The sequence below is a fragment of the Pseudomonas sp. GW821-FHT09A09 genome, from assembly GCF_059418405.1.
The window spans coordinates 134,664-149,743 of record NZ_JBWKPU010000011.1 but is presented as its reverse complement, the minus strand read 5'-3'; the positions used below and the strand labels follow the sequence as shown (position 1 = coordinate 149,743).

Here is a 15,080-nt window from a genome sequence, read left to right as displayed (position 1 = left end):
CTCAGGCGGCGTTCTTGAGTTTCGGGTCCAGCGCGTCGCGCAGGCCGTCACCCATCAAGTTGATTGCCAGCACGCTGAGCAAAATGGTCAAACCAGGCAGGCTCACCACCCACCAGGCGCGTTCGATGTAGTCGCGGGCCGAAGCCAGCATGGTGCCCCACTCAGGGGTTGGCGGTTGTACGCCAAGGCCCAGGAAGCCCAGTGCGGCGGCATCGAGAATCGCCGAAGAGAAGCTCAAGGTGGCCTGTACGATCAGCGGTGCCATGCAGTTGGGCAGCACGGTGATGAACATCAGGCGTGGCAGGCCGGCGCCGGCGAGGCGGGCGGCCGTCACGTAGTCGCGGTTCAGTTCGCCCATCACCGCCGCGCGCGTCAGACGGACGTAGGACGGCAGGGACACGATGGCAATCGCAATCACGGTGTTGATCAGGCCAGGGCCGAGGATCGCGACAATGGCTACGGCCAGCAGCAGCGAAGGCAAGGCCAGCATGATGTCCATCAAACGCATGATGGTCGGGCCGAGCAAGCGCGGGAAGAACCCGGCGAACAGGCCCAGCAGGATGCCTGGGATCAGCGACATTACCACCGACGACAAGCCGATCAGCAACGACAGGCGCGAGCCCTGGATCAGGCGCGAGAGCAAGTCACGGCCCAGCTCGTCGGTGCCCAGCAAAAATTGCATCTGCCCGCCTTCCAGCCAGGCCGGTGGGGTCAGCAGGAAGTCGCGGTATTGCTCGCTCGGGTTATGCGGGGTCACCCAGGGGGCAAAAATCGCGCAGAACACGATCAGCAGCATGAACAGCAGGCCGGCAACCGCGCCTTTGTTCTTGGAGAAGGCTTGCCAGAATTCTTTGTACGGGGACGGGTACAGCAGGCTTTGATCGACTGCCGACGCTTGGGTAGGTGTGGTCATGGTCATGATCTCAGCGCTGGTGACGGATGCGTGGGTTGGCGAAGCCGTAGAGGATATCCACCACGAAGTTCACCAGGATCACCAGGCAGGCGATCAGCAAAATGCCGTTTTGCACCACCGGGTAGTCCCGCGCGCCAATGGCTTCGATCAGCCATTTGCCGATGCCGGGCCACGAGAAGATGGTTTCGGTCAGGACCGCGCCGGCCAGCAGGGTGCCGACTTGCAGGCCGACCACGGTCAGCACCGGGATCAGCGCGTTACGCAGGCCGTGCACGAATACCACGCGCGCCGGCGACAGGCCCTTGGCCTTGGCGGTACGGATGTAGTCTTCGCGCAGCACTTCGAGCATCGACGAACGGGTCATCCGCGCGATCACGGCCAGCGGGATGGTGCCGAGCACGATGGCCGGCAGGATCAGGTGGTGCAGGGCGTCGAAGAACGCGTCCGGCTCGTCAGCCAGCAGCGTGTCGATCAGCATGAAGCCGGTGCGCGGCTCGATGTCGTAGAGCAGGTCGATCCGCCCGGACACCGGGGTCCAGCCCAGGCTCACCGAGAAGAACATGATCAGGATCAGGCCCCACCAGAAGATCGGCATCGAATATCCCGCCAGGGAGATGCCCATCACCCCATGGTCGAACAGGGATCCTCGCTTGAGTGCCGCGATCACCCCGGCCAACAGGCCCAGGACGCCGGCGAACAACAGGGCGGCCATGGACAGTTCCAGGGTCGCGGGAAACAGTGCGGTGAACTCGGTCCACACGCTGGTGCGGGTGCGCAGGGACTCGCCAAGGTCGCCTTGGGCGAGCTTGCCGACATAGTCCAGGTATTGCGCATACAGCGGCTTGTTAAGGCCAAGGCGTTCCATTGCCTGTGCGTGCATCTCGGGGTCGACGCGCCGCTCGCCCATCATGACTTCAACGGGGTCGCCAGGGATCATGCGTATCAACGCAAACGTGAGCAACGTGATGCCGAAGAACGTGGGGATCAATAACCCCAATCGGCGGGCAATAAAACTAAACATCTTGTTGTGTACCTCAATCAGCCGGTTAGGCAGGTCCGGCACCGCCAGTGTCGACGGTGCCGAGCGTCTCTTATTTACTTCACCTGGGTGGTGGCGAAGTTATTTGTGGTCAGAGGGCTTTGGGTATAACCCTCGACGTTTTTGCGCATGGCGGTGAACATCTTCGGATACGCCATTGGAATCCAGGGTTGGTCTTTCTCGAAAACGTCCTGGGCTTGTTGATAGAGTTCAGCGCGCTGGCCAGGTTCAGCGATGGCGCGCGCCTTGTCGATCAAGTCTTGAAACTCTTTGTTACACCAGCGGGCGTAGTTTTCGCCGTTTTTGGCAGCATCGCAACTCAGGTTCGGGGTGAGGAAGTTATCCGGGTCCCCGTTATCCCCGGCCCAGCCGGCCGAAACCATGTCGTGCTCACCGTTTTTAGCACGCTTGAGCATTTCGCCCCATTCCATGACTTTGATATTCACTTTCAGGCCGATCTGCGCCAGGTCCGCCTGCATGCGCTGGGCGCCGAGCATCGGGTTGGGGTTGGTCGGGCCGCCACCGTTGCGGGTGAACAGGGTGAACTCAGTGCCTTCCGGTACTCCGGCTTCCTTGAGCAGGGCGCGGGCCTTGTCCAGGTCACGTGGCGGGTTCTTCAGCTTGTCGTTGAAGCCCAGTAGCGTCGGCGGGTAAGGGCCGGTGCCGACCACGGCATTGCCTTTGCCGTACAGGGCTTCGGTGTAGCCGGCCTTGTCGAAGGCGATGTTGATCGCGTGGCGTACCCGTGCGTCGCTCATGTACTTATGGGTGGTGTTCAGCGCGGTGTAGCTGGTGGTCATCGCCGCCAGTTCGTCGACCTTCAGGTTCGGGTCGGCCTTGACGCTCGGCACGTCATCGGGCTTGGGGTACAGCGCGATCTGGCACTCGTTGGCCTTGAGCTTCTGCAGGCGCACGTTGTTGTCGGTGGTGATCGCCAGGATCAGCGGATCGGCAGGCGGCTTGCCACGGAAGTAATCCGGGTTGGCCTTGAAGCGTACCTGGGCGTCCTTGGCGTAGCGGGTGAAGATGAACGGGCCGGTGCCGATCGGCTTGGCATTCAGGTCGTCGGTCTTGCCGGACTTGAGCAACTGGTCGGCGTATTCGGCGGAGTGGATCGAGGAAAACGCCATGGCCAGGTCGGCCAAAAACGGTGCTTCAGGACGGGTCAGGGTGAAGACCACGGTGTGATCGTCGGTCTTCTCTACGCTCTTGAGCAGTTCCTTGAAGCCCATGCTTTCAAAGTACGGGTAGCCCACGCTGGACTTTTTGTGCCACGGGTGATTCGGGTCCAGCTGGCGCTGGAAGCTCCAGAGCACGTCGTCGGCATTCAGGTTGCGCGTGGGTTTGAAGTAGTCGGTGGTGTGGAACTTGATGTCGTCACGCAGGTGAAAGGTGTAGGTCAGGCCATCGGCGCTGATCTCCGGCAGGGCCTTGGCCAGTGCGGGGATCACTTCGGTGGTGCCGGGCTTGAAGTCCACCAGGCGGTTGAACATGGTTTCAGCGGCGGCGTCAGCGGTGACGGCCGTGGTGTACAGGACCGGGTCGAAACCTTCCGGGCTGGCTTCGGTGCAGACCACCAGTGGTTTGGCCGAAACGCCGATCGCAACGCTCAGCAGCGCGGCGGCCATGGCGGCTTGGAGTGGGAGCATTTTCATTCAGAGCCCTCTGCAATCGATTGAACCAGACAAGCGTAGACGGCAGGCTCGTCCTGAGCCGGCCGTCTACCTGGCGCTAATTAAAGAATGTTGAACGGAATGGTGGTGACCAGACGGAACTCACGGATGTTGCCGTCAGCCTGGTTTTCGCTGGCACGGTGAGTCACGTAGGTGCCACGGATGGTGGTGGCTTTCAGAGGGCCGCTCTGGATTGCGTAGGAAGAACCCACGCCGTATTCCTGGTGGTGTTCACCGTTCTGGGACTGGATGCCGTTGTAAGCGAAGCCTTTCACGCCGCCGTCGCCGGTGTAGTGAGTACCGTCGATGCCCCAACCGCGAGCCGAGTAGATGTTGAACTTCAGGCCTGGCACGCCGTATTCGGCCATGTTGATGCCGTAGGCAACCTGGAAGGACTTCTCGTTCGGACCGTTAAAGTCGGAAGTCAGGGAGTTGGCCAGGTAGATACCGTTGGTTTCGTGCAGGTAGTCGAAGTACTCGTTACCGTTCACTTCCTGGTACGAGAAGGTCAGGCTGTGAGCCTGGTGGGTCAGGCCGAGCGACAGCGAGTAGGTGTCGTTGTCGATCTTGCCCATCAACTTTTTGCCTTCGTCGACGGTTTTGTAGTAGTTCAGGCCGGTGGTCAGGCTCAGTACCTGGCTGTCACCCAGTTCGTGGGTAGCGCCGAAGTAGTACTGGTTCCAGAAGTCTTTCACGTTGGCGGCGAACAGGCTGGTCTTCAGACTCTTGAGTGGCTGGTAGTTGACGCCCAGGGTGCTGACCTTGTCGGTTTCCTGCTTGCCATTGCCGTATTCGGTGCGGAACTTCGAAAGGCTCTGCTCAGTCCGCGGGGATACGCGGTCAAAGACACCGCCCTGGAAAGACAGGTTGCTGAACTCTTCGCTGTTGAAGCTCACACCTTCGAAGCTCGAAGGCAATGCACGGTTGCCGATGGTGTCGACGATACCGCTGCTGAAATTCTGGCGACCGGCGGTCAAGGTGGTGTTCGACACGCGGAACTTGACGTTGGCCAGGCCCAGTTTGCTCCATTGGCCTACTGCGTCACCGTCGGAGTCAGCGAGGGTACGGTTGGAGCCGCCCTTGATGTCGCGCTTGCTGCGGTCCAGGACCACGGCGTTGTAGGCCGCCACTTCAGTGGCTACGCCCACGGTGCCTTGGGTGAAGCCCGAGGAGTAGTTGAGGATGGTGCCTTGTACCCAGTTGGTACGGTTCGCGTCGGTGCGCGTTTGACCGTGCTTCTCGTACGAGAAGCGCTGACCACGGAATTTCTTCTCGGTCGAGTACCAGTTACGCGTTGTACCGCCCAGGCTTTGACCGTCGATAAAGCCTTTGGCCTCGCTTTGGGCGCTGGTGCCGGCCAGTGTGGTTGGAACGAAGTCCTGGCTCTGGGTTTCAGCGTAGGCGGTGGCCGTGATGCTGCTGATGGCCAAGGCCAGAAGCGCGGTGCTGCTCAGTTTCATGGGTGAAGCTCCTTTGGTTCTCTTTTTTAATGCCAGTCTTTTTAGGTGAACCGGCTATTGGGTGTGTAACTCGTTCAAGCCTTTGCAAACGTTTGCCGTAGGAGAATTCCCAACAAAAGGCTGCACGTTTGCAGCAGAGCAGACTTCGCTCTGCGCAATCCGGTTATTTTCTTATGGGTTGATACTGACGCCCGAGAACACGTTGCGGCCGAAGGGGCTCACTTTGAAGCCTTCGACTTTGGCGCTTAACGGCTGGTTGACCGTCGAGTGGGCGACTGGCGTGATGGGCACCTGCTGCTTGAGCAGTTGCTGCGCCTGTTTGTACAGAACAGTCCTTTGTTCGCGGTCGGTCACGACCTTGGCTTGCTTGACCAGCTTGTCGTACGCCGGGTCACACCACATGGAGTAGTTGTTCCCGCCGATGGCGTCGCAGCTGTAGAGGGTGCCCAGCCAGTTGTCCGGGTCACCGTTGTCACCGGTCCAGCCGATCAGGCTGATATCGTGCTCACCGTTCTTGGTGCGCTTGATGTACTCGCCCCATTCGTAGCTGACGATCTTCACTTTCAGGCCGATCTTGGCCCAATCGTTCTGCAGCATTTCGGCCATCAGCTTGGCGTTGGGGTTGTACGGCCGTTGCACCGGCATCGCCCACAGGGTGATCTCGGTGCCTTCCTTCACGCCGGCGGCCTTGAGCAGTTCCTTGGCTTTTTCCGGGTTGTAGGCGGCGTCCTTGATGGTGTCGTCGTAGGACCACTGCGTCGGCGGCATGGCGTTGACCGCCAGTTGGCCAGCGCCCTGGTACACGGCGTTCAGGATGCTCTGCTTGTTCACCGCCATATCCAGCGCCTGGCGCACTTCGAGCTGGTCGAAGGGTTTGTGGCGCACGTTGTAGGCGATGTAGCCGAGGTTGAAGCCGGGCTTGGTCAGCAGTTGCAGGTTCGGGTCGGCCTTGAGGGCGTCGACGTCGGCCGGGCGTGGGTGCAGGGTCACCTGGCACTCATTGGCCTTGAGCTTCTGCACGCGCACCGAGGCGTCGGTGTTAATCGCGAAAATCAACTGGTCCAACTGCACCTTGCTCGGGTCCCAGTACTGTTTGTTGGCGACGTAGCGGATCTGCGAGTCTTTCTGGTAACGCTGGAAGACATACGGGCCGGTGCCGATCGGCTTCTGGTTAATGTCGCTGGGCTTGCCGCTCTTGAGCAACTGCTCGGCGTACTCGGCCGAGAGGATCGCGGCGAAGCTCATGGCGATGTTCTGTACGAACGCGGCGTCCACCGAGTTCAGGGTCATCACCACGGTGTGCGGGCCGGTTTTCTCGACCTTGGCAATGTTCTTGTTCAGGCTCATCCCGTTGAAGTACGGAAACTCGGTGGGGTAGGCCTTGCGAAACGGGTGCTCGGGGTCAAGCATGCGGTTGAAGGTGAACAGCACGTCGTCGGCATTGAAGTCGCGCGTTGGCTTGAATTCCTTGTTGCTGTGGAATTTCACCCCTTCACGCAGGTGAAAGGTGTAGGTCAGGCCGTCTGGCGAAATATCCCACTTGGTTGCTAGCGCGGGCACCACGTTGGTTGCGCCTTTTTCAAACTCAACCAGGCGGTTGTACAGCGGCTCGGCCGCATCGTTGTCGGTGGCGGTGGTGTACTGCGCAGTATCAAAGCCTGCGGGGCTGCCTTCGGAGCAGAACACCAGGCTCTTTTTCTCGGCGGCGTAGCCGGTGGTGGCCACAGCCAGCAAGCTGGTGGCAAACAGTGCAGATAGAACGGTGGTATGGCGCATGACGATCCCGATCCCTAGTTGTATTTGTCATCAGCGAGCAATCACCCAGGCGTACAGCCTGGGGGACATCACTGATCCCACACACAGCAAGTGCCTTTCTCAGACTGAAGCCTCTGCTGTCCTGCGACGTTATGGGCCGTGGACCGTGCAGTAAATGCATCAAATCTGACTGACCTTGTAGGTAACGGAGCCGCAGATCGCAGTTCATTGCTGTAGGACGGCAATGGTTGCGAACGTGGTCTATTTCCTACGGTCTAGGCGGATGCAATAACGGCGACGTTATGAAACGTCGCCGCTATGAATCCTTACTTGCCGCTGACGCTAACGCCGTAGAAGGAGTTCAAGCCAAACGGGCTGATCTTGAAGTCCTGCACGGTGTTGCGCATGGGTTGATACACCGTCGAGTGCGCGATAGGTGTGTAAGGCAGTTCTTTCTTGAGGAGTTGCTGCGCCTGTTTGTACAGTTCAGTGCGCTTGGCGACGTCCGTGGTCGACTTGGCCTGGCTGATCAGGTCGTCGTATTGCTTGTTGGTGAACTTGGAGAAGTTGTTACCGTTCAACGCCGAAGAGGCGAAGAGGGTGCCCAACCAGTTGTCCGGGTCACCATTGTCACCGCTCCAGCCAATGATCATGGCCTGGTTCTCGCCACCTTTGGAACGCTTGATGTACTCGCCCCACTCGTAGCTCACGATGTTGACCTTCAGGCCGATCTGTTTCCAGTCGCTCTGCAGCATCTCGGCCATCAGCTTGGCGTTCGGGTTGTACGGACGCTGAACCGGCATCGCCCACAGGGTGATCTCGGTGCCTTCCTTGATGCCCGCTTCCTTGAGCAGTTCCCGCGCCTTGGCCGGGTCGTACTTGGCATCCTTGATGGTGGTGTCGTAGGACCATTGGGTCGGCGGCATGGCGTTGACCGCCAGTTGGCCTGCGCCCTGGTACACGGAGTCGATGATCTGCTGCTTGTTCACCGACATGTCCAAGGCTTCGCGAACACGCAGGTCAGCCAATGGGTTTGGCGTGGTCTGGCCCTTGAGCACAGGCATCACGTTGTAGGCGATGTAGCCCAGGTTGAAGCCCGCTTGGTGCGGCATCTTCATGTCCTTGTCCGCTTCCAGGGGCTTGATGTCCGCCGGGCGAGGATAGGCAGTGATCTGGCACTCGTTTTTCTTCAGCTTCTGGATACGCACCGAGGCGTCCGTGGAGATCGAGAAGATCAGGTTGTCGACCTTGACGTCTTCAGGCTTCCAGTAATCCTTGTTGCCGGTGAAACGGATGTTGGAGTCTTTCTGGTAGCTCTTGAACACGAACGGGCCAGTGCCGATTGGCTTCTGGTTGATGTCCGAGGCCTTGCCTTCCTTCAACAGCTGGGCGGCGTATTCGGCCGACTGGATGGAGGCGAAGCTCATTGCCAGGTTCTGGATGAAAGCGGCGTCCACGGTGCCAAGGGTGAACTTGACGGTGTGGTCATCGACTTTCTCGATGTTCTTGATGTTCTTGTCCATCTCCATGTCGGAGAAGTACGGGAACTCGGTGGGGTAGGCTTTGCGGAACGGGTCGTCCTTGTTGATCATGCGGTTGAACGTGAAGAGCACGTCATCGGCATTGAATTCACGAGTCGGCTTGAAATACGGGGTGGTGTGGAACTTGACGCCTTCACGAAGGTGGAAGGTATACGTCAGGCCATCCGGGGAAACATCCCAACTGGTGGCTAGGCCAGGAATCACGGCGGTGCCGCCACGTTCGAACTGGCTCAGGCGGTTGAACACGGTTTCGGCCGAGGCATCGAAGTCTGTTCCGGTGGTGTACTGGCCTGGGTCAAAACCGGCCGGGCTCCCTTCGGAGCAGAACACCAGGTTAGTCGCCGCGTGGGCAAAAGGAGCTGCGGCCATAAGGCCAGCGCTAACTAAAAGCGGAAGGACTGCGTGTTTAAGCATGTTGGCCTCATGATTTGTTGTCATTTTTGGTAGTGAGGGCGACCTCGTGAGTCGACCTGCGGATACTTATGCAGGGGCCATACCCAATGCAAGATGCTGAACCCTTGCAGGGATGAAAGTGTGGTACGAACGTACAGGAATGTCGCATTTATGAAAGTTTGTACATAAATGCATATATATAGAGGTTTTTTTCGGTGCGCGAGGCGCACCAAAAAAGACCAACCGAGGCGTCTAGCGCACTCGGTTGGGGCGTTGCTGTTACTTATCTAGACTCACGCCGTAGAAGGGCGTCAGGCCAAACGGGCTGATCTTGAAGTCGCGCACTTCCTTGCGAAGTGGCTGGAAAACTGTCGAGTTTGCAATAGGCGTTATAGGTACTTGTTCCTTAAGGATTTTTTGCGCCTGTTGATACCACTTGATGCGCTGGTCGCGGTCGTTGCTGACCTTGGCCTGCTGCACCAGTTTGTCGTAGGCCGGGTTACACCATTTGGCGTAGTTGCTGCCCTTGACCGCGGCACAACTGTAGAGCACGCCGAGCCAGTTATCGGGGTCGCCATTGTCACCGGTCCAGCCATAAATCATTGCATCGTGCTCGCCATTTTTGGCGCGCTTGATGTATTCGCCCCACTCATAGCTGACGATGTTGGCTTTGATCCCGACCTTCTCCCAATCCTGCTGGATCATTTGTGCCGACATCCGCGCGTTCGGATTGGAGGCGCGTTGTACGGTCATCGCCCAGAGGTTGATGGTGGTACCCGGTGCAACCCCTGCTTCTTTTAGTAGCGCCCGCGCCTTGGTCGGGTCGTAGGGCGCGTCCTTGATGGTGGGGTCATAAGACCACTGCGCCGGAGGCAGGGCGTTCTGCGCCAATTGTCCGGCACTCTGGTACACGGCCTTGATGATCGCCGGCTTGTCGATCGCCATGTCCAGGGCCTGGCGGACCTTGAGTTGGTCCAGTGGTGGATGGGTCACGTTGTAGGCGAGGAAGCCCAGGTTGAAACCGGCCTGTTGCAGCACGCGCAGGTTCGGGTCCTGTTTCATCACTTCAATGTCGGAGGGACGCGGGTAGCCACTGACCTGGCATTCGCCGGCCTTGAGTTTCTGCAGGCGTGCGGCGGCGTCCGGGGTGATGGCGAACACCAGGTTGTCGAGCTTCACGTCCTCGGGCTTCCAATACTGTTTATTGGCCGCGTAGCGAATCTGCGAGTCTTTCTGGTAACGCTTGAACACGAACGGCCCGGTGCCGACGGGTTTCTGGTTGATGTCTTCGGCCTTGCCTTCCTTTAATAGCTGCGCTGCGTACTCGGCCGACTGCACCGAGGCGAAACTCATGGCCAGGTTCTGCACGAACGACGCATCGACGTTGTTCAGGTTGAAACGCACGGTGTGGTCGTCGAGTTTTTCGACGTTCTTGATCGTGGTGTTCAAGCCCATGTCGGTGAAGTACGGCGACTCGGACGGGTACGCCTTGCGGAACGGACTCTCGGCGTCCAGCAGGCGGTTGAAGGTAAACAACACATCATCCGCGTTGAAGTCGCGGGTAGGGGTGAAGAAATCGGTGGTGTGGAACTTGACGCCATCGCGCAGGTGGAAGGTGTAGGTCAGGCCGTCTTTGGAAATGTCCCAGCTCGTCGCCAGGCCAGGTTCGACTTCGGTACCGCCGCGCTTGAACTGAGTCAGGCGGTTGAACACGGTTTCGGCGGACGCATCAAAATCGGTGCCGCTGGTGTACTGGCTGGGGTCGAAACCGGCAGGGCTGGCTTCGGAACAATAAACCAGGGTAGTGGCCGCGTGAGCCATCGGCATAAAAGCCAGCAGGCCTGCAGCCAGGAGGAGCGGTTTGAAGGCGATTCTTTCCATGGAGACCCCTGAAGTGGCAGGCATATAAAAGCCGCCCAAACGAAAACGGCGGAACCGAGGGTACCGCCGTTCAGGGGGATGTTTAAATGATCATTTCACCACGAGTGTGAGTTCAATGTTGGACGGCGCGTGTTTATCGATTACGTAAGTATTGTCGACGTCGTAGATCTCGTTGCTTTCGGTGATGGTGAAGGTCCGTTTGGTGGTGATCTCAACTCCCGGGATTTTGTAACGCTCAGCGTCTGGTTGGCTGATAGTGTTCGTGCCCACAAAATGAACCTTGGCGCGCTTCGTCTGGGTGTCGTATTCGATGGTGATCTCTGTGTCTTTGCCGCCCAGGTAGAATCCGTCCTTCAACCCGCTTGAGTCCTGGTTCAGGTAGTTCGAGGCCGGCGCCAGAGAGCCTTGGTGAGCCACTTCGGAAATACGTGCCCGCAGCAGTGGATCAGGAACCAGTGCTTCAAACTGGCGAAGTCTTTCCTCTGTTTTTTTCAGGCCATCTTCGGCGGTGCTCTTGAGTACGGTGCGCGTTTCATTCGCGCCGTCCTTCACAACAACAGAATAATTGAAGCGGGACAGGTCCTTGGTGAATTGTTCCGAGTATTGGCTCGAGCTGAAGTCCGAGGGGCCGGCAGCTTCTGTCAGGCCGACTTCGAAGTTGTCCTCTGCCAAGTCCCATGAAATACCGAGCTTGGTCTTTATGACGCCGTTCTCTTCGATATTGCGTATGGAGTACTCGTAGCTGGCGCGGTCGTCCACGGACAGGAACTCATCGAGTTGGTCAGCGCCGTCGATTTTTTTGCCTTCCAAATCAACAAATGCGTCGGAAATTCTTGGCGCTGGTTTGGCAGTTTCTCCAGGCGATGTCGAGGGGCGCGACCATGGCCATTTTCCGCCCGGTCCGAGGCCGCGCGCCCACTCGCCATTGGCCGTGGCATGTACGGTCATCACCGGCTTACCCGTATCACGGTTGATGATCTGCACATAATCATTGCTCAGCTTGAAGTCGCCTTTGATCTCGAATACCTGGCGAACACCGGTGGTATCGGTATAGCGAATAAACCAATGGTCCTTTCCTGATACATCATCTTTGACTTGATAGATGCCTTTGCCATTGCGTGTGCCGTTTTCAATGAGACTTTCGCCGTCGGGCACCGCGTATTCGCTGATGTTGCCCGCCTGGCTGGGCTGTAACCGGTTTACCTCGGGAAGCGCCTTGGGGCCTCTTGTCTGCGCAGTGTCTATTTGAGGCGATTCGCCTGGGGCAGAGGCGCCTGGGTTCTCCTCCGGTAATTCAAAAGGGTCCTCCACACGTGCGCTGGCCCCAACCGAGAACAGCGTGTTCAGCAGACCATCAAATGCTTTGGATGCTCCGTCCTTGCGTTCGGCCTCGGTGTCGCCTGACGATGCTTTTTCCGCCCCCAGTGCAAACTCGGTCAACCCGGTGACGACGGCTACAGCCGCTACCGGCGCAGCGATGGGCGCAAGTTTCGCCAGCAGGCCCGCCGCCACAGTAATGTCGTTCAGCCAGGTGTCCCTGATCACCTCGCTGTTGGACTTGATCACCGTGTCGGCGTCGCTTTTCATACGCTCTTTGGTGCTGGTCGTGACGGTGTGGAACACGTCGCCCTCGATTTTCGAGTGGCTGTCGTTGATCGCCGGATCCTTCAGCTTTCCGGTAGACATTTTGTCGAACAACGTACTCAGGCCCTCGGTTTTCTCACCAACGTGGGTAAACCACAGGATGGGCATGAGCACTTTGGCCGCGCGCGCGCCAAAGCTGGCCTCATGGTCCTGGCGATAAATCAGCGGGTAGTGGGAGAGCAAGTCTTCGCGCTTCTTGGGGTCTTTGGTTTGGTCCACGATCCATTGATTCAGTTTTTCCAGGGAGTCAAACCTCAAAAAAGCGGGCTCGGCGCCGGGCATGGACAGTACTTGGCGGCCGTCAGCAGCGCTGAATCGCACTATGTCGCTGGAGGTGAAACCATGGATGTTGAAGGCATGTGCCTGGGCGGTGCCTTTGTCGGGATTGCTGGCCTTGAGTTGCTCGATAGTGAGCGGCGCATGCTCATCGAGTGGCAGATTGGACGCGGCGCCCATCACCAGGCGGTAGTCTTCTCGGGTGAATTTATGCTCGGGAGCTTGCAGGGCTCGTTCGGCGGGCGACCTGGCTTCGTTGGCCTTGAGTTGCTTGCGGGCCTGGTAAACGAATTCGCCCTTGATGGCGACTTCGTAATTCTCGGATTGAGTGCTCCAGAAATGATCGATTTTCTGGGTCATCTCTGCCTGGAAGTCGGTTTTCCAGCTCGCGTGCATGAGGGCAGATGGCGCCAGAGGGAACTGGTTGTGAGCACCATACCCGCCTTTCGTGCTTTGACCGGGGCCATCCAGGTATAAACCGGCGTCCAGGTCGAGGTTGCCCGGCACCCCGTCGTGCTCGTTAAAGTTTTTCAGCAGGGCATCGGGCAGGCGCAGCGAAGAATAAGGCTCTTCACCGGGGTGCTCCCAGCCGGTCACCGTGGCCGTGCTTTCGCTCAGGGGCGTGTTGGCGGTCTTGAAACGGTTCAGATAGATCGTGTCCGCATCGACGTGCTTGCCAGTCAGTTGGAAAATTAGCTTTTCCGCCCATTTCTTCGCTTCTTCGCGGGTTTTGGGCAGTTGGGTGGCAACGTTGACTGCCAGGCGCTTGTATTCCAGGGCCTGGGGGGCGCCGATGTAGAACTTGGCGGCCTCTTGTCTTTGCACAGCCAATGCGTGAGTCGAACGGCTACTGGCCGGGCGCGCGTGGTCATTGGGTGAAATGGGATCGAAGGCGTTCTGCAACTGCAGATGCCTGATTTGCTCATTGGCCTCGGATTGGTTTTTAGGCAGCGGTATACCCTGGAAGTTGGCAACTACCTTCGCGCTGACCCGAGTTGAACCCTCTTCGAGCTTCACGCGCAAAGGGCCTCTGTTTTCGGGCGCAATCACTTTTGCAGCGGCCAGCAGTGGGCCTGACACCTGACCCCAGCCCGACGTGTCCGAGAGGGTAAAGGTTCTGGTTTTTCCGTCTTCCTCGACCGACAGCGTGCCTTTGAACGGGTCGATAGAAAGCGTGGTGAATGGCCCGATCTTTTGATCGCGCAACCAGCTTTGAACCACCGGATGTTCCACTTGGGCCCGATACAGATCCAGCCATTGCCCAAGCGCACTCTGTGCAGGAACGGTGATCAGTCCGGGCGTGTTGCTCTGTGCTTTGTTTTGCACCGCTTTTAGGTAGGCGTTGAGCAGGGCTGTCTCATGGGGAGATGAACCGGGGCCGGCCCCGTTTGTTGGCGCCGTTACCGTAGCCGGTTGATGGGGTAACCCGTCGGGAGCGTGCGGTGGGATGACCGCTGTGTAGTGGGGAGGGATAAGCATAAAACTGGTTCTCGTGAAATAAACAACGTCTATGCAGCACTCCCTGTGGCTGCGCCGTTGTGTGTGTCGCGAAAACCGGATGGTTGATTCCATCCCATATGCTGCCAAGTATTACGTGATTAGGTCGAAACGCTGCTCAAAAAAAGGCGCTACCCTACGCGGGCTGCGCCTTTTTCACCGTCGAACATGCGGGTTATTGCAAGACTTCAATCACGCCGTCGGCACTCATGCTGACCTGGCTGGTACCAGCCTCCACTTCAGGCGTCGGCGCCGAATCGGCCATGGCGGCTTTCATCATCATCCCGCCATTGCGCGCGTAGGGCATCGGGTAACCGTTGGTATTGAAGTTCAGGTTGACGATCTTGTAGCCCTTGCCGCCGAGCGCGTCGGTGGCCAGTTGCGCGCGGGCCTTGAAGGCGGCGACAGCGTCCTTGTGTAGGGCATCTTCGCTGGCCTTGCGCGTGGCGTCGGCGATAGCGAAGTCCATGTTTTCCATCTTCAGGGTATTGAGCAGTTCGCCGGTGAGCTTGGACAGTGCCGGGAAGTCCGCGCTTTCCAGGCGCAGTTCGGCACGCTCGCGCCAGCCGGTGATCTTCTGATTCTTGTTGTCGTAGATCGGGTAGCTGTTGCGACTGCCCTGGCGCAGGGTCACGCCTTTGACTTCGCGGGCTTCACCGAGGGCCTTGTTCAGGGTGCTGGTGATTTCAGCGGCGAGCTTGGCCGGGTCGCTGTTCTGGGATTCGGTGTAGAGGGTCACGATCATCTTGTCACGGGCAACCTCCTGGCTGACCTCGGCGCGCAGGGAAATCTGGTTGTAGTTCAGGCCTTCGGCGGCCAGGGCAGGGAGGCTGGCAAGCGTGGCGACGCCGAGGGTGATGACGGCTGCACTGCGAGTGAAACGAGACATGGAAGCTCCTTGGGGGTTGTGCGTGTTCGGTATGACTGTAGACGGTGGCATCGGGTTCTTCGGGTTTACACATTACCTACAAGTTGTGGCGGTGCCGACGAACGGTCATTTGCCTCGCC

Annotated in this window: 9 protein-coding genes; all 9 read right to left on the bottom strand. The window is 58.6% G+C overall.

The features are described 5' to 3' along the window. Position 1 precedes the first annotated feature (1 nt). The 9 genes from AC07OV_RS12335 to AC07OV_RS12295 all read right to left on the bottom strand — a co-directional run bounded on the left by AC07OV_RS12335 (position 2) and on the right by AC07OV_RS12295 (position 14,961). The gene (locus AC07OV_RS12335) at positions 2–913 is read right to left on the bottom strand and encodes an ABC transporter permease subunit (protein ID WP_176995120.1); all 912 of its coding nucleotides are present in this window, start codon (positions 911–913) and stop codon (positions 2–4) included. Between the two features lie 10 nt (positions 914–923). Continuing rightward, positions 924–1,934: an ABC transporter permease subunit gene (locus AC07OV_RS12330; protein ID WP_176995119.1), complete on the bottom strand. Its 1,011-nt coding sequence runs from the start codon at positions 1,932–1,934 to the stop codon at positions 924–926. Positions 1,935–2,008: 74 nt separating this feature from the next. Continuing rightward, the gene (locus AC07OV_RS12325) at positions 2,009–3,607 is read right to left on the bottom strand and encodes an ABC transporter substrate-binding protein (protein WP_176995118.1); all 1,599 of its coding nucleotides are present in this window, start codon (positions 3,605–3,607) and stop codon (positions 2,009–2,011) included. 80 nt (positions 3,608–3,687) lie between these two features. Then, entirely contained in the window at positions 3,688–5,085 is a 1,398-nt protein-coding gene (locus AC07OV_RS12320; RefSeq protein WP_176995117.1) for an OprD family porin, read from the bottom strand. 171 nt (positions 5,086–5,256) lie between these two features. Continuing rightward, positions 5,257–6,861, bottom strand: coding sequence for an ABC transporter substrate-binding protein (locus AC07OV_RS12315; RefSeq protein ID WP_176995116.1), 1,605 nt, complete (start codon positions 6,859–6,861; stop codon positions 5,257–5,259). Between the two features lie 305 nt (positions 6,862–7,166). Continuing rightward, positions 7,167–8,795: an ABC transporter substrate-binding protein gene (locus AC07OV_RS12310; protein WP_176995115.1), complete on the bottom strand. Its 1,629-nt coding sequence runs from the start codon at positions 8,793–8,795 to the stop codon at positions 7,167–7,169. A gap of 258 nt (positions 8,796–9,053) precedes the next feature. Beyond that, positions 9,054–10,655, bottom strand: coding sequence for an ABC transporter substrate-binding protein (locus tag AC07OV_RS12305; protein ID WP_494996550.1), 1,602 nt, complete (start codon positions 10,653–10,655; stop codon positions 9,054–9,056). A 90-nt stretch (positions 10,656–10,745) separates the two neighbouring features. Next, on the bottom strand, positions 10,746–14,054 hold the full coding sequence (locus AC07OV_RS12300) for a dermonecrotic toxin domain-containing protein (protein ID WP_495092312.1): 3,309 nt from the start codon (positions 14,052–14,054) through the stop codon (positions 10,746–10,748). Between the two features lie 193 nt (positions 14,055–14,247). Continuing rightward, the gene (locus AC07OV_RS12295; RefSeq protein WP_495092311.1) at positions 14,248–14,961 is read right to left on the bottom strand and encodes an SIMPL domain-containing protein; all 714 of its coding nucleotides are present in this window, start codon (positions 14,959–14,961) and stop codon (positions 14,248–14,250) included. Positions 14,962–15,080: the final 119 nt, after the last annotated feature.